2 protein-coding genes and 2 pseudogenes are annotated in these 18,066 nt (G+C 68.4%); all 4 read right to left on the bottom strand.

Annotated features, from left to right (window positions below):
• Positions 1 to 67: 67 nt before the first annotated feature.
• Positions 68 to 1,645, bottom strand: a pseudogene (locus BN4346_RS50065) (SDR family NAD(P)-dependent oxidoreductase); the annotation flags it as partial.
• 114 nt (positions 1,646 to 1,759) lie between these two features.
• Positions 1,760 to 4,816 (bottom strand): annotated as a pseudogene (locus tag BN4346_RS50060) (type I polyketide synthase); the annotation flags it as partial.
• Positions 4,817 to 5,140: 324 nt separating this feature from the next.
• Positions 5,141 to 9,931 (bottom strand): type I polyketide synthase, encoded by a 4,791-nt coding sequence (locus BN4346_RS36990; protein ID WP_067973237.1) that lies wholly within the window; start codon positions 9,929 to 9,931, stop codon positions 5,141 to 5,143.
• A gap of 19 nt (positions 9,932 to 9,950) precedes the next feature.
• On the bottom strand, positions 9,951 to 18,017 hold the full coding sequence (locus BN4346_RS49055) for an SDR family NAD(P)-dependent oxidoreductase (RefSeq protein ID WP_327344516.1): 8,067 nt from the start codon (positions 18,015 to 18,017) through the stop codon (positions 9,951 to 9,953).
• Positions 18,018 to 18,066 lie beyond the last annotated feature (49 nt).

Genomic DNA, 18,066 nt, shown 5'->3' with positions numbered 1-18,066 from the left:
CATCGGGGCTGATTGGGTCGAGGACGCTGAGCGTCATCGACCGGCCCAGACCCACATCCGACCACTGACCCCAGTTGATGGCGGTCGCGGGCAGGCCCGAGGCGTGCCGCCACGCCATCAGCGCGTCCAACCAGGCATTGGAGGTGGCGTATCCGAGCTGGCCGGGCAGGCCCAGCAGCGCGGCCATCGAGGAGAAGCCCACCCACCAGTCGAGCTGGGCGGCTGCGGTGGCCGCATGCAGCCGCGCGGCGCCGACAGCCTTGGCCGACCAGACGCTCTCCAGGCTCTCGCGAGTCACGGCCGTCACCAGACCGTCGCCCAGCACACCGGCGGCGTGCACGACCCCGCGCAGCGGCTTGCCGGTCTCCTGCGCGGCGGCCACCAGACGCTCGGCCACTCCCGGCGCGCTGATGTCGCCGGCCACAAAGACCACTTCGGTGGCGGCGGCCAGTTCGTCGAGGACAGCGCGCTGCTGGTCGGCGGGCTCGCTGCGGCCGTTGAGCACGATGCGTCCGGCGCCGCGGGCCACCAGCCAGCGGGCCACCACGATGCCCAGACCGCCCAGACCGCCGGTGAGCAGGTAGGAGCCGTCCGCGCGGACCTCGGCGTGCGACGCCTGGACCGTTTCGGCGGCACCGCCGAGCGTGGCCCGGGTGAGGCGTTCGGTGTAGCGCTGTCCGCCGCGCCAGGCGATCACGTCGTCGCGCAGCGGGGCGCCCAGTTCGGCCAGCAAGGCGTCGGCCAGGGCTGCGGTGTCCGCCGAGGCGTCCAGATCGACCAGGGTGGCGCCCAGGTCGGGCTCGTCGGCGAGGACCCGGGCGAGTTCGCCGGGGAACCGCCAGGTACGGACCACACCTTTGAGTGCGCCGATAGCGGGGTCGCCGGGTACCTCGCTGCCGAAGGCCAGCCCACCACGGCTGACCAGCCACAACCGCGGCTTATTGTCTCCGGCCGCAGCCGGCCAGCCCTCGACCGCCGCGCGGGCCGTCGAGGAAGCCGTCCAGATGAGCTCGCGAGCGCGAGCCAGTGCGCCGTCCGGGTCGGACCCGTCGAACCCGCGCCGGTCCAGGAAGACGACGATGCCGGCCGGCGGATGCGCGGGGTCGGCGGCGGCCTGCCCCACCGCGTCGATCAGAGCGGGGTCATCGGCGAATGGCCCGGTGAGCACCTTGCGGCTCGGGGCGGCCAACCGCGCGGCGAACTGCGCGGCCAAGCCCTCGGTGTCGGCGCCGGGCTCGCAGAGCAGCAGCCAGCTGCCGGCGGCCCCACCGGTACCGTCCGTCGTCTTGACCGGCTCCGTCGGTGTCCACTCGGTGGCGAAGAGTTTCTGGTCCAGCGGCACCCGCAGCGAGCGGGGATCGAGCGGGCGCAGCTCGACACCGGTGAGTTCGGCGACGGCGGCGCCCGAGTCGTCGGTCAGGACGACCCGGCCAACGGCCACCGTGTCTTCGTGCCTGCTCACCTCGGTGTGGCAACGCACCTGGCGTCCGGCAGGTGCGAACACCCGCACCGCGGCCACCGCCGCCGGCACGTAACCGCCGTGCTCCGCGTTATCGACTCCGATGGCCGCCGCCAGCTGCCGCAGCCCGGCATCGAGCAAGGCCGGGTGCAGGCGGTACGCCGGGTGGGTGGCCACATCGTCGGGCAGGGTGAGCACACTGTGCTCGGCACCCACGTCGGCCGCCCGATCCGCCGGCGCGGCTGCGATGTCGGCGACCGCGTGCCGGGTCCAGGCTTCGTCGCCCTGGCGGGCGTGGATCTCGACCCGGGTTTGGCCATCGGCCCCGCTGAGCTGGGTGGTGACCTGCATCCCGGTGTCGAGCAGCAGCGGCTGTTCGATCTTCAGGCTGGTCACCGCGATCGACTCGGCGGGTATACCGAGGGCCTGGCTGCCTGCTGCCACCGCCATCTCGATCAGTGCCGCCGCGGACGCAACGGCCTGTCCGTGCACCGGTTGCTCGGCCAGCCACGGCATGGCCTCGGCACGAAGGTCGTTCTGCCACAGGTGGCCGCCGGTCAGCATCTCGACGTGTACGCCGAGTAGCGGATGCAGGTCCGGTGCCTGGCCGGCCGGTCCGGGCGGGTAGAGCCAATGCCGGCTGTGCTGCCAGGGGGTGCTGGGCAATTCGGCGAATCCGCCGACCCTGGCGGCGGTGCCACTGTGGTGCCGGCCGAGTTCGGTGAGCTGAACATGGAAGCTCAGGGTCTCGTCGTCGCCCCTGCGCAGGGTCGAGGCCACCGTCACCGGTTCGGCGACGACGGCTTCGGCCGTCTCGATGATCGAGTGGGTCAACAGCGGGTGCGGGCTGATCTCGATGAAGGTGTCGTGGTCCGCGGCCGCCACGGTCACGGCCTGGCTGACCAACGCGGGCTTGCGCACATTGGCCACCCAGTAGTCCGCGTCCAATCGCGGCGTGGGCCTCGCGGGATCCACCGCCGTGGAAATGAAGGGGATCTGCGGCGTTTGGGGGGTGATGTCGGCCAACTCGGCGCGCAGTTCATCCAGGATCGGATCCATGAACGCGGTATGGGAGGCCACCTCCATATTCACCCGCCGCGCAAACCGCTCGGAAGCAGCCACCGCAGCGATCACCGCATCCACATCCGCCGGCGCACCCGCCACCACCGTCTGCCGCGGCGACAAATACCCCGCCACCTCAACACCGGGATAACCCGCCAACAACTCCACCGCCGCAGCGGCATCCAACTCCAACAACGCCACCGCACCCTGACCGGCCTGCCGCGACATCAACGCCGACCGCACCCCGATCACCCTCAAACCCTGCTCCGGCGTCAGCGCCCCGGCCACCACCGCCGCAGACACCTCCCCCATCGAATGCCCAATCACCGCATCCGGAACAACCCCATAAGAACGCCACAACGCAGCCAACGCCAACTGCAACCCCATGATCACCGGCTGCACCTGCGCATCACCAGAAATCTGCACGCCCGCAGCAATCACCTCACGCAGCGAAAAACCCACCTGCGCAACAAAAACCGGCTCCAACTCATCAACAGCCGCAGCAAACACCGGCTCATCGGCCAACAACCGACGACCCATCCCCACCCAATGCGAACCCTGACCCGAAAACACAAACACAGTCCCGGGGCCGGGCAGCGCCGCGGCGGGTTCCACCACGCCCGGTGCGGATTCACCGGCGGCCAGCCCAGCAAGCCCCGCAATGGCCTGCTCGTGATCGCGGGCGGCGATGGTGGCGAATTTCTGATGACGAGTGCGGTGATGGTTGAGCGCGTGGGCGATGTCCGGTAGCGCGATGTCGGCGCCGTCGGTGGCCATCCACTGCGCAAGCACCCCGGCAGTGGCCGCGATACGCGCCGGCGACTTGCCCGACACCACCAACGTACTCACCGGCACCGCAACAGCCCCCGAAGCCACCTCACCCTCGGGAGCCTGCTCCACAATCACATGCGCATTAGTGCCCGACACCCCAAACGAAGACACCCCCGCCCGACGCGGACGCGACACCACCGGCCACGCCATCGCCGCACCAGCAACCACAAACTTCGACGCCCCCACACCCGCATTCGGCGTCAACTCCGAAAAATTCACATGCCGCGGAATAAACCCCCGCTGCACCGACAACACCGTCTTAATGAACCCCGCAACACCCGAAGCAGACTCCAAATGCCCCAAATTAGTCTTCACCGACCCCAACACCAACGGCGCCGAAGACCCCCGCTCACCAAACACCGCCGCCAAAGCATCCAACTCAATCGGATCCCCCAACGCCGTCCCCGTACCATGCGCCTCGACATAATCAATATCGCCCGGCCCCAACCGCGCCGACGCCAACGCCGCCCGCACCACCTTCTGCTGCGCCGGACCCGACGGCACCGTCTGACCCGACGACGGCCCATCCTGATTCACCGCCGAACCACGCACCACCGCCAACACCCGGTCACCATCACGCTGCGCATCCGAAAGCCGCTTAAGCACCACCACCCCAGCACCCTCAGACCGCACATAACCATCAGCCGCGGCATCAAACGTCTTGCACTGCCCATCCGGCGCCAACATCCCCCACCGCGACGTCGCAATACTGTTCTGCGGGGTCAACATCAAATTCACCCCAGCCGCCAACGCCTGATCCGACTCCCGACGCCGCAAACTCGCACACGCCAAATGAATCGACACCAACGACGACGAACACGCCGTATCCAACATCATCGCCGGACCATGCACACCCAAAAAATACGACAACCGCCCCGCCGCAAAATTCGGCGCATTACCGAACGAAAGATAGGGATCATTATCGCGCGGACCGAACTGTTCCGCAGCAGCCAACGCATAGTCGTTGGTCGTCATCCCCACGAACACACCGGTCTGCGTACCCCGGATCGCCTCCTTAGTGATCCCGGCATGCTCCAACGCCTCCCAGGCCACCTCCATCAACAACCGCTGCTGAGGATCCATCGCATCAGCCTCACGCGGCGAAATACCAAAGAACTCCGCATCAAACTCCGCCGGCTGCCACGACGTCAAAAACCCGCCCTCACGAGAACAAATCGTCCCCGGCACCGAATGATCCGACGAAAACAACCCATCGGCATCCCAACGATCCGCCGGAACCCGAACAATCCCCGAACCCTCATCACACAACAACCGCCACAACGCAGCCGGACCATCCACCCCACCAGGCAGACGACACCCCACACCCACCACCGCAATCGGCTCAGTATCACCCGCCTCAGCAACCGCCAACCGCGCCGTCAAATCATCAATCTTGCGCAGCGCCTCAGCAACAATCGCCCGACGATCCGGCCCCCCGACCGGCGCAGCACTCTTCTCGCTCAACTCAACCTCCCCGAGAGCCGCGCGAGCAGCTCGTCATCAGTCACACAGACCGAGCGGTAGCATCCAGTCGGTCGAACCCATCACGCTGGTAGATCTCCACACAGCTGGAACGGCGAATCTTGCCACTGGTCGTGATCGGGATAGCACCCGGCGACACGAGGACCAAGTCACCGCTCACCAGTCCGTGTGCCTTGGACAGCGCGGCCGTCNTATCACCCGCCTCAGCAACCGCCAACCGCGCCGTCAAATCATCACTCTTGCGCACCGCCCCCGCAACCATCGCCCGACGATCCGGCCCCCCGACCGGCGCAGCACTCTTCTCGCTCAACTCAACCTCTCCGACAGCTGCGCGAGCAGCTCGTCATCACTCATGTCGTCATAGGCGTCGGCGCTGTCCTGCTCGGCGACCGCTACCAGCTCGGGCAGGATCGTCGCGAGATATCCCGTCAGTGCGTCGATGGTCGGGTAGTCGAACACCACTGCGGCCGGCAGAGTTTCGCCGAGGCTGTCGGAGAGTGACCGCTGCAGGGTGACGCTCATCAGCGAATCCATGCCGGACTGGAAGAATCCGGCGGTCGGATCCAGCGCGTGGCGCGACCCCAGTCCCATGGCGGCGACGACCTGGTCGGTGACGTGTTCGCGCAGCAGCTCCGCACGCTGTTCGGGTTCCGCCTCAGCCAGAGCGCGGCGGAACTCGGTGCTCTGGGCGGCCGGTCCGTCAGCCGGTGCGTGGACGATCAGCAGCTCGTCGACGATGAGCAGCGCCGCCCGGGTGCGGTAAGCGGCGGCAAGCCGCGGCCAGTCCGCCGCGACGACGGTGTGCCGCACCGCGCTGTGTGCACCGATCACCAGTGGCAGCGCTCCGATGGCGACATCGTCGGCCATCGGCTCCAGCCCGGAGTCGACAGTCACCTGGCGTTCGACATCGGATTGGGTGTCGGTCAACGACTTCCACAAGCCCCAGTTGATCGCGGTGGCCGGCAGCCCGGCCGCGCGGCGGGCGTAGGCGAAGGTGTCCAGGAAGGTAGTGGTGGCCGTGTAGTGCGCCAGCCAGCGCGACCCGGTGATGCCAGAGATCGACGAGAACAGCACGAAGTAGCGCACCGGCTGTCGCAGCGACAGCTTGTGCAACACCGCGACCACGTCGAGCTTCGGACGGAACATGGTGGTGACGTCGTCGTCGGTCATGTCCCGCAGGGTCACCGGGCCGCCGGCGAAGGCCGCCACGTGGATGCCTTCCAGCGGCGGCAGGTCCGCACCGAAGCGATCGAACAGTGCGCCCATCGCGGTCTCGTCGGCGGCGTCGGCAGGCACTGTCACCAGTGTCGTTCCGGCCGAGGCCAACTCCGTCGCCAACGCCTCGAGCAGTGAGCCCGGACGTCGGGACACCGCGACAATGGTCTTGGCGCCACTGGCCGCCAGTTGCCGTACCAGCTGCGGCCCGATGTTGCCGGTCGCACCGATCACCAGATGGCAACTGTCGGCGTCGAATTCGACCGGCGCAGCACCGCTGGGACGACCGCCGAGCAGGCGCGGCACCCGACGAATACCGGCCCGGTAGACGACCTGGTCCTCGTTGTCGGAGGCGTCGGCCTCGGCCAGCAGATATCCGGCGACCAGTGCTGCGGGGACCGACTCGTCGACGTCGACGACCCTGCCCCAGATCTCCGGGTGCTCCAGGGCCAGGCTGCGGCCCAGTCCCCAGAGCACGGCGTGCGCGGGGTTGGCCCGGTCGCCATCGCCGACAGGTTGAGCATTGCGCGTCAGCAGGAACAGCTTCGCCGGGTTCGACAGCTGCTCCGCCATCGCGGTGACCAGGCGCCGCGCCGCGTTGAACGCATCGTAGGCCGGTGCGGCGCTCAGATCCTTCGCATCCGTGGACGGCGCGAACAGCACATGGGTGGCGGTGCCCAGCGCCGCGGCCAGTGCCGCGCGTCCGCCGTCGGCAGCCAGAACCGATGCGTCCAGCGTAGTAACGCCGCCGCCCAGCTTCGCGCCGATCTCGGCACCCAGGTCATCGCCGCCGATCACCAGCCAGGAGGGAGTGCCGGTCGCCGTATCGATTTCCGAGGCCGCTGCTTCGGCAGCCGGCCAGGTCAGTTCGCACCACCAGTCCTCGGGCACCGCACCCGGACTGCCAACGGCCCGTTGTGGGCCGGCACCAGCCGGGACGGCGGGGCGCCGGACGGCCGCGGTCTCGATCCAGTAGCTGCTGTGCTGCCACGGGGTGGCGGGCAGCACCGGGTGCGGCTCAGCCGGGTGCGCGGTCTGCGGGGGCTGGGTGGTGTGCGTGCAGTTGAGGCTGGTGTGAAAGCTGACCGCGTCGTCGGCGTCGCGCACCAGGGTTCCGACGCTGTGGTGGTGACCGCCGAGCGCTTCCACGGTGTCAGCAATCGCGTGAGTGAGAATCGGGTGGGCGCTGACTTCCACGAACGTGGTGTACTCCCCGGCCGCGGCAGCAACCGCTTGGGTCAGCAGCGCAGGCTGCCGAACGTTGTTCACCCAGTAGTCGGCGTCCAAGAGCGGTATGCCCCCGGCCGGCATGGCGGCTTCGGTCACCGTCGAGAAGAACGGGATGGTGGCGACTTCGGGCGTCAGGTCCGCCAATGCCGCCCGCAACTCGGGCAGGATCGGGTCCATCAGCGCGGTGTGCGAGGCCACTTCCATGTTGACCCGCCGGGCGAACTTGTTCTGGCCACTGACAGCCGCGATGACCGCATCGACGGGTGCCACCGGACCCGCCACCACGGTCTGCTTCGGCGAGAGGTAGCCCGCCACACTGACATCCGGGTAGTCGGCCAGCAGCGCCTCGACGGCGTCGGTGTCCAAGTTCAGCAGCGCCACCGCGCCCTGACCGGCCTGCCGCGACATCAACTGCGAACGAGCCGCGATGACCCGGAATCCATCGGCCGGGCTCAGCGCCCCGGCGACCACCGCCGCGGTGACCTCGCCCATGGAGTGACCGATAACGGCGTCGGGGTGTACCCCGTAGGAGCGCCACAGCTCGGTCAGCGCCAGCTGGAGTCCCATCAGGACAGGCTGTACCTGCGCGTCGCCGCTGACCGGTTCACCGGCGGAGATCACCTGCCACAGCGAGAACCCGACGTGTTCGACGAATGCCGGTTCCAGCACGGCCAGCGCCCGGGCGAACGACGGCTCGTCGGTGAGCAGTTGACGGCCCATGCCGATCCAGTGCGAGCCCTGGCCCGAATACACGAATACGGTGCCGGGGCCGCATGGGCCGTCGTGCGGACCGATGACTCCGCACTCCTGGCCATCCGCCGAGGTGCCGGCCGCCAGTGCCCGCAGGCCACTGATCGCCGCACCCCGGTCGCGGGCGCACACCGTGCCGAACAGGGGTTGCCGGGCACGGTGGTGATTGAGGGTGTGGGCGACGTCGGCCAGTTCCACGCCGGCGCCGTCGCCTTCCATCCAGTCGGCCAGGTCGCTGGCTGTTGCCGCGATCCGTTCCGGGGTCCGTGCCGAGACCACCAGGGTGGTCACTGCCGGATCTACCTCGCGCGCAGTGATCTTGGCGGGTGGCGCCTGCTCGATGACCACATGGGCGTTGGTGCCACCGAATCCGAATGAGGAGATCCCGGCCCGCCGCGGGTGATCCGAGGAAGGCCATTCCTGTTGTTCGGCAACGACTTTCAAACGCATCTGCTCGAAAGTGATGTGCGGGTTCGGGGTGTTGAAATGCAGGTTCTTCGGAATTCGCCCGCGTTGGACGGCCAGCACCGTCTTGATGAAGCCGACCATCCCGGCGGCCGCCTCGAGATGGCCAAGGTTCGACTTGGCGGCGCCGAGCAGCAGCGGCGCCTGGGCGGAACGGCCCCGGCCCAGCACGGTGCCCAGCGCTTTGGCCTCGATCGGGTCGCCCAACAGGGTTCCGGTTCCGTGGGTTTCGACGTAGTCGACGTCCTGTGGGGCGATGCCGGCGTCGGCGTAGGCCGATCGCAGGACCGCCATTTGGGCGGCCGGGTTCGGCGCCAGCAGGCCGTTGGAGTGGCCGTCGGAGTTGATCGCCGATCCGCGCACCACCGCCAGCACGCGGTCGCCGTCGTGGCGGGCGTCGGACAGCCGCTTGAGTATCACGACACCGCAGCCCTCACCGCGAACGAACCCGTCGGCGTCGGCGTCGAACGCGTGGCAGGCACCGGTCGTCGACAAGGCCCCGCTCTGGTCGAACCCGCGGAACACCGCGGGTGACATCAGCAGGTTCACGCCGCCGGCGATGGCGGTCTCGCATTCCCCGGTCCGCAGACTCCGGCACGCCAGGTGCAGGGCGACCAGCGAAGACGAGCACGCGGTGTCCACCGTCACCGACGGCCCGCGCAGGTCCAGGAAATACGACAGCCGGTTGGCGATGATGCTCAGTGCGCCACCGGCGTTGCTCCAGGCGTCGACGCTTTGCAGGTCGGAGGACGCATGGCAGCCGTACTCGGTGATGCTGGCCCCGACGTACACACCGGTCTGCGATCGCCGCAACGATGTCGCCGGAATTCCCGCGTGCTCCAAGGCTTCCCACGCCACTTCGAGCAAGAGCCGTTGCTGCGGGTCCATCTTGACCGCTTCGCGGCTGGAGATGTCGAAGAACTCGGCGTCGAATGCGGCGATATCGCGCAGAAATGAGCCCCAGCGGGTGGTCCGGGCGATCGCGTTGCCGGTCTCGGCTGACCCGTCGTCGAACGGCTCCCAGCGATCGGCAGGCACTTCTGTCACCGCGTTGCCGCCGTCGAGCAGGAACTGCCACAGCGCGTCCGGTGAGTTGATGTCACCGGGGAACCGGCAACCCAGACCGATCACCGCGATGGGCTCGTCGGTGCCAAATCGACCGGGCTCGGGTGCTAACTCTTCGTCGGCGGATTCGGGCTCGATGAGGAACCGGGCCAATTCCGTGACCGACGGGTGCTGCCAGAGTTCCACCGGTGAGACCTTGCGGCCGAGCAGTTCGGACAGCTCCCCGCAGAGCACTACGGCATCGCGGGAACCGACGCCCAGATCGTTGAGCGACGCGTTGAAATCGATGTCCTCGAGGCTGCAACCGATGTTGGTGACCAGATAGTCGGCCAGCCAGTGGCGCAGTGATTCTTCGTCAAATGCTGCGGTCATGCGGGGAACTCAATTCCCACTAGATCCCGTCCCATCCGGCCGGAGCCGATTCCACGCTGTCGAACAGCTCATTCAAAACACTGTCGGCCGACTCGGGCAGCTCACCTCCGGTGGCTTCCGCGCCGCCGCCGACATCTTCCTGCGGCAGCAGCTTGCCGGTCAGGTGCGCCGCCAGTGCCGCAGTCGTCGGGTGATTCCACAGCATGGTGGCCGACAGCTCCATGCCGACCAGCGCTTCGATGTCGCGGCGGACCGACATCGCCATCACGGAGTTCAGACCGAGTTCGGCGAACGGCCGGTCCAGCTGAAGCTCAGCCTCCGACATGCGAAGCTCGCGCGCCAGAATGCTGCGCAACCCGACTTCCAGCTCGCTCAGTATCTCATCGGCGGGCAGCTGCGCCCAGTCGCGGACCGGTCCGGCAACACCGGTGCCGGCGGTACCCGGCTCCCCCTCCGACGGCAGCGGCACCATCACGGCCTGCGCGACGTCGTAGTGCTCCACGTGGTCCCAGGCGGCGAAGGCTTCCGCTGGGGTGATGGGCCGTGAGCCCATCCGCTCGAGTTCGTGCAGCACGACGTGTGCCTCGACCCCGAAGCCCACGCCCTTCCACGCCACCCAGTCCAGGCTGACGCTGTGGCAGCCCAGCTGGTGGCGGGCCCGAGCCAAGCCGTCCAGGTAGGCGTTGGCGCTCGCGTAGGCACCCTGACCAGGAACCCCGAACACTGCCCCGGCGGCTGCGGTCATGAAGAAGAAGTCCAGGCTTCCCGGTGGGAAGAGCTCATTGAGCACCTGCGCACCCGCGACCTTGGGCCACATCGTGTCGCGAAGCCGCTCGGTCTCGACCTCGGTGAGCAGTTGGCCCTCGGTGATACCGGCAGCATGGATGATGCCGCGGATCGGCGGGGCGCCGGCGGCGTCGCGGCGGGCCAACAGGTCAGCCACCGCGGCCCGGGAGCCGACGTCGAGGCCGGCCACATCTACGGTGACACCGCGCCGCTCCAACGCCCGGATGGCGGCAATCTTGTGCCGCACGCCCTCCTCGATCTCCTCGGAGTCCCAGTCGCGCCGGGGCGGCAGGGCGCTGCGGCCCGCCAAGATCAGGCGCCGGGCACCGCGGTCGGCCAGCCATCCGGCCATCAGCAGGCCGAGCGCACCCATACCGCCGGTGATGAGGTAGGCGCCGTCGGGCTGGCACACCATCGGCTCACGCTGCGGCGGACCGGCGATCGGAGTGAACGCCGGCGTCAGGAACTGGCCGTCACGCCACACCAGGATGGCCTTGGCCGGCGTGCGCAGGATGCCCGACAGCGCCGCAGCGGACGCGGCAACATCGACGGTGTCACCGCTGGGCAGGTCCACCAGCCCACCGCACAGCTGCGGTTGCTCTGCCCGGATCACGCCCGCCAGACCCCACAGGCAGCTTTGGCGCACCGCAGCGGCAGAGGCGGCCTCGTGCACTCCATGAGTGATGATCCACAGGGCCGGCGGGTGAGCGTCCCGGTCGGCCAGTGTGGCCACCAGCTCGGCCACCTCGCCGGCCAGCCGGGCCGCGCAATCCAGGTCGGATTCGTCTGCTGGGCCCGGGTCGGCGACGTAGACGACGTTCTGGGCGTCGGTGATCCCGACAGTGTGGTGACCGACCGCGGTCAATCCGTCGCGCAGACGCTCGGCGGCGGCACCGCCACCGATCACCGTCAAAGATCCCGGCTGGCTCGGGGTTTGCGGTTCGGCATCCCAGGGCTGCCAGTCGATCGCGTGGGCGATCGAGCTCGGGTCGTCGGCCGAGGTGGCCGAGTTCAGCGCCGTGTAGCGCAGCCCGCGGATGTCGACACACCGGGCGCCGTCGGCTGTGGTCACGGCGATGTCGACGATGAGTTCGCCCTCGCCGCCGTCGCGCCGCTGCACAGTGACTCCGGCCCGGCCGTCGGCGGGCGCGTCGCCGAAACGGACATCGTCGACCGACGCGGGCACCATGAGCTCGGAGTTGGCATCGTCGACCAGGCGGGCAACGTGCAGCGCGGCGTCGAGCAGCGCGGCCGTGCCGGACTGCGCGGATGTGACGTCGGCACGCAATTCCGTCGCGGTGGCCCGACCGGAGGTCAGCGACCACTCGAACGGGCGTCCCTCACTGCCCCAGGTGAGCCACAGCTCGGTCACCGCGTCGTCGTCGAAGAAGGTTCCGCCGTGGCCATTGGTGAGTGCCGAATCAGCAGCGGGCCAGGAGGATTCGTCGCGCGGCGCGATGCGGGCGCTGAGGTGTTTGACCCAGCGAGCCGCGGGGTCGTCGGAAACCGCCTTCGATGACACCGTCACCGATTCACCGTCGGCGACCACCTGGATGGTCCGCGGCCGGTCGACGATGATCGGGTGCTCGAACCGGATCTCGTTGACCGCCGAGTGTCCGCTGACCTCGAACGCGGCGTCCGACAGGGTTTGCAGCAGCACCGATGCCGGGACCAGCTCCACCCCGTTGTTGCGGTGACTGCCGGGGTAGGGCTTGGTCTCCGGCGACAGCCGGGCTTGCCACAGGTGGACGGTCGGCGTGCTGCCGATCTTGATGTGGGTACCCAGCAGAAGTCCCGGACGCGGCGCGGATTCTGCTGCAGTGATGGAACTTTCGGCTACAAGCCAGTGGTGGGTGTGTCGCCACGGCGTGGTCGGCAGCACCGGGTGGGTCCCCGACGGGTGCGGCAGTTCGCGAGGGCTCACCGGGTGCGCGCTGTTGAGATGCTGATGGAAGACGACGGTGTCATCGCCGTCGCGAACCAGCGTGGCGACGCTGCAGTGCGGCACCGCGTCCAGGATCTCGTCGATGGTGTGGGTCAAGATCGGGTGCGGGCTGATCTCGATGAACGTGCCGTACTTGTCCCCTGCGGCGGCCACCGCCTGGTTCACCCGGGCAGGTTGGCGCACGTTGTCCGCCCAGTAGCCGGCGTCGAGCACCGGGGTGGGCCCGAGCGGATCGACCACGGTGGACAGGAACGGGATCTGCGGCATTTGGGGGGTGATGTCGGCCAACTCGGCGCGCAGTTCATCCAGGATCGGATCCATGAACGCGGTATGGGAGGCCACCTCCATATCGGGCGCAGCGGCATCGACCGCCACTCCGGCTTCAGAGGCCTCGCTCACCAGATCCTCGAAGAAGGTCAGATCCCGGAATTCCGGCGAGGTGGCGACCGCACGGTCGATACGCAGCCGTCCCACCCCAATCCGAGCCCCGATCAGGCCGGAGTCGGCACCCAGCACGGCGTCCAGCGCCTCGACGCCTTCATCGGGGCTGATTGGGTCGAGGACGCTGAGCGTCATCGACCGGCCCAGACCCACATCCGACCACTGACCCCAGTTGATGGCGGTCGCGGGCAGGCCCGAGGCGTGCCGCCACGCCATCAGCGCGTCCAACCAGGCATTGGAGGTGGCGTATCCGAGCTGGCCGGGCAGGCCCAGCAGCGCGGCCATCGAGGAGAAGCCCACCCACCAGTCGAGCTGGGCGGCTGCGGTGGCCGCATGCAGCCGCGCGGCGCCGACAGCCTTGGCCGACCAGACGCTCTCCAGGCTCTCGCGAGTCACGGCCGTCACCAGACCGTCGCCCAGCACACCGGCGGCGTGCACGACCCCGCGCAGCGGCTTGCCGGTCTCCTGCGCGGCGGCCACCAGACGCTCGGCCACTCCCGGCGCGCTGATGTCGCCGGCCACAAAGACCACTTCGGTGGCGGCGGCCAGTTCGTCGAGGACAGCGCGCTGCTGGTCGGCGGGCTCGCTGCGGCCGTTGAGCACGATGCGTCCGGCGCCGCGGGCCACCAGCCAGCGGGCCACCACGATGCCCAGACCGCCCAGACCGCCGGTGAGCAGGTAGGAGCCGTCCGCGCGGACCTCGGCGTGCGACGCCTGGACCGTTTCGGCGGCACCGCCGAGCGTGGCCCGGGTGAGGCGTTCGGTGTAGCGCTGTCCGCCGCGCCAGGCGATCACGTCGTCGCGCAGCGGGGCGCCCAGTTCGGCCAGCAAGGCGTCGGCCAGGGCTGCGGTGTCCGCCGAGGCGTCCAGATCGACCAGGGTGGCGCCCAGGTCGGGCTCGTCGGCGAGGACCCGGGCGAGTTCGCCGGGGAACCGCCAGGTACGGACCACACCTTTGAGTGCGCCGATAGCGGGGTCGCCGGGTACCTCGCTGCCGAAGGCCAGCCCACCACGGCTGACCAGCCACAACCGCGGCTTATTGTCTCCGGCCGCAGCCGGCCAGCCCTCGACCGCCGCGCGGGCCGTCGAGGAAGCCGTCCAGATGAGCTCGCGAGCGCGAGCCAGTGCGCCGTCCGGGTCGGACCCGTCGAACCCGCGCCGGTCCAGGAAGACGACGATGCCGGCCGGCGGATGCGCGGGGTCGGCGGCGGCCTGCCCCACCGCGTCGATCAGAGCGGGGTCATCGGCGAATGGCCCGGTGAGCACCTTGCGGCTCGGGGCGGCCAACCGCGCGGCGAACTGCGCGGCCAAGCCCTCGGTGTCGGCGCCGGGCTCGCAGAGCAGCAGCCAGCTGCCGGCGGCCCCACCGGTACCGTCCGTCGTCTTGACCGGCTCCGTCGGTGTCCACTCGGTGGCGAAGAGTTTCTGGTCCAGCGGCACCCGCAGCGAGCGGGGATCGAGCGGGCGCAGCTCGACACCGGTGAGTTCGGCGACGGCGGCGCCCGAGTCGTCGGTCAGGACGACCCGGCCAACGGCCACCGTGTCTTCGTGCCTGCTCACCTCGGTGTGGCAACGCACCTGGCGTCCGGCAGGTGCGAACACCCGCACCGCGGCCACCGCCGCCGGCACGTAACCGCCGTGCTCCGCGTTATCGACTCCGATGGCCGCCGCCAGCTGCCGCAGCCCGGCATCGAGCAAGGCCGGGTGCAGGCGGTACGCCGGGTGGGTGGCCACATCGTCGGGCAGGGTGAGCACACTGTGCTCGGCACCCACGTCGGCCGCCCGATCCGCCGGCGCGGCTGCGATGTCGGCGACCGCGTGCCGGGTCCAGGCTTCGTCGCCCTGGCGGGCGTGGATCTCGACCCGGGTTTGGCCATCGGCCCCGCTGAGCTGGGTGGTGACCTGCATCCCGGTGTCGAGCAGCAGCGGCTGTTCGATCTTCAGGCTGGTCACCGCGATCGACTCGGCGGGTATACCGAGGGCCTGGCTGCCTGCTGCCACCGCCATCTCGATCAGTGCCGCCGCGGACGCAACGGCCTGTCCGTGCACCGGTTGCTCGGCCAGCCACGGCATGGCCTCGGCACGAAGGTCGTTCTGCCACAGGTGGCCGCCGGTCAGCATCTCGACGTGTACGCCGAGTAGCGGATGCAGGTCCGGTGCCTGGCCGGCCGGTCCGGGCGGGTAGAGCCAATGCCGGCTGTGCTGCCAGGGGGTGCTGGGCAATTCGGCGAATCCGCCGACCCTGGCGGCGGTGCCACTGTGGTGCCGGCCGAGTTCGGTGAGCTGAACATGGAAGCTCAGGGTCTCGTCGTCGCCCCTGCGCAGGGTCGAGGCCACCGTCACCGGTTCGGCGACGACGGCTTCGGCCGTCTCGATGATCGAGTGGGTCAACAGCGGGTGCGGGCTGATCTCGATGAAGGTGTCGTGGTCCGCGGCCGCCACGGTCACGGCCTGGCTGACCAACGCGGGCTTGCGCACATTGGCCACCCAGTAGTCCGCGTCCAATCGCGGCGTGGGCCTCGCGGGATCCACCGCCGTGGAAATGAAGGGGATCTGCGGCGTTTGGGGGGTGATGTCGGCCAACTCGGCGCGCAGTTCATCCAGGATCGGATCCATGAACGCGGTATGGGAGGCCACCTCCATATTCACCCGCCGCGCAAACCGCTCGGAAGCAGCCACCGCAGCGATCACCGCATCCACATCCGCCGGCGCACCCGCCACCACCGTCTGCCGCGGCGACAAATACCCCGCCACCTCAACACCGGGATAACCCGCCAACAACTCCACCGCCGCAGCGGCATCCAACTCCAACAACGCCACCGCACCCTGACCGGCCTGCCGCGACATCAACGCCGACCGCACCCCGATCACCCTCAAACCCTGCTCCGGCGTCAGCGCCCCGGCCACCACCGCCGCAGACACCTCCCCCATCGAATGCCCAATCACCGCATCCGGAACAACCCCATAAGAACGCCACAACGCAGCCAACGCCAACTGCAACCCCATGATCACCGGCTGCACCTGCGCATCACCAGAAATCTGCACGCCCGCAGCAATCACCTCACGCAGCGAAAAACCCACCTGCGCAACAAAAACCGGCTCCAACTCATCAACAGCCGCAGCAAACACCGGCTCATCGGCCAACAACCGACGACCCATCCCCACCCAATGCGAACCCTGACCCGAAAACACAAACACAGTCCCGGGGCCGGGCAGCGCCGCGGCGGGTTCCACCACGCCCGGTGCGGATTCACCGGCGGCCAGCCCAGCAAGCCCCGCAATGGCCTGCTCGTGATCGCGGGCGGCGATGGTGGCGAATTTCTGATGACGAGTGCGGTGATGGTTGAGCGCGTGGGCGATGTCCGGTAGCGCGATGTCGGCGCCGTCGGTGGCCATCCACTGCGCAAGCACCCCGGCAGTGGCCGCGATACGCGCCGGCGACTTGCCCGACACCACCAACGTACTCACCGGCACCGCAACAGCCCCCGAAGCCACCTCACCCTCGGGAGCCTGCTCCACAATCACATGCGCATTAGTGCCCGACACCCCAAACGAAGACACCCCCGCCCGACGCGGACGCGACACCACCGGCCACGCCATCGCCGCACCAGCAACCACAAACTTCGACGCCCCCACACCCGCATTCGGCGTCAACTCCGAAAAATTCACATGCCGCGGAATAAACCCCCGCTGCACCGACAACACCGTCTTAATGAACCCCGCAACACCCGAAGCAGACTCCAAATGCCCCAAATTAGTCTTCACCGACCCCAACACCAACGGCGCCGAAGACCCCCGCTCACCAAACACCGCCGCCAAAGCATCCAACTCAATCGGATCCCCCAACGCCGTCCCCGTACCATGCGCCTCGACATAATCAATATCGCCCGGCCCCAACCGCGCCGACGCCAACGCCGCCCGCACCACCTTCTGCTGCGCCGGACCCGACGGCACCGTCTGACCCGACGACGGCCCATCCTGATTCACCGCCGAACCACGCACCACCGCCAACACCCGGTCACCATCACGCTGCGCATCCGAAAGCCGCTTAAGCACCACCACCCCAGCACCCTCAGACCGCACATAACCATCAGCCGCGGCATCAAACGTCTTGCACTGCCCATCCGGCGCCAACATCCCCCACCGCGACGTCGCAATACTGTTCTGCGGGGTCAACATCAAATTCACCCCAGCCGCCAACGCCTGATCCGACTCCCGACGCCGCAAACTCGCACACGCCAAATGAATCGACACCAACGACGACGAACACGCCGTATCCAACATCATCGCCGGACCATGCACACCCAAAAAATACGACAACCGCCCCGCCGCAAAATTCGGCGCATTACCGAACGAAAGATAGGGATCATTATCGCGCGGACCGAACTGTTCCGCAGCAGCCAACGCATAGTCGTTGGTCGTCATCCCCACGAACACACCGGTCTGCGTACCCCGGATCGCCTCCTTAGTGATCCCGGCATGCTCCAACGCCTCCCAGGCCACCTCCATCAACAACCGCTGCTGAGGATCCATCGCATCAGCCTCACGCGGCGAAATACCAAAGAACTCCGCATCAAACTCCGCCGGCTGCCACGACGTCAAAAACCCGCCCTCACGAGAACAAATCGTCCCCGGCACCGAATGATCCGACGAAAACAACCCAACGGCATCCCAACGATCCGCCGGAACCCGAACAATCCCCGAACCCTCATCACACAACAACCGCCACAACGCAGCCGGACCATCCACCCCACCAGGCAGACGACACCCCACACCCACCACCGCAATCGGCTCAGTATCACCCGCCTCAGCAACCGCCAACCGCGCCGTCAAATCATCAATCTTGCGCAGCGCCTCAGCAACAATCGCCCGACGATCCGGCCCCACGGCCGGCGCAGCACTCTTCTCGCTCAACTCAACCTCACCGAGAGCCGCGCGAGCAGCTCGTCATCAGTCACACAGA

This window comes from Mycolicibacter icosiumassiliensis (assembly GCF_900078685.2).
Taxonomy (GTDB): domain Bacteria; phylum Actinomycetota; class Actinomycetes; order Mycobacteriales; family Mycobacteriaceae; genus Mycobacterium; species Mycobacterium icosiumassiliensis.
This window is presented reverse-complemented; position numbering and strand designations above follow the sequence as displayed.

Bases quoted from the DNA above. Each gene is read 5' to 3' on its own strand.
- BN4346_RS36990 (WP_067973237.1), bottom strand. From the start codon at position 9,931: ATGACCGCAGCATTTGACGAAGAATCACTGCGCCACTGGCTGGCCGAC.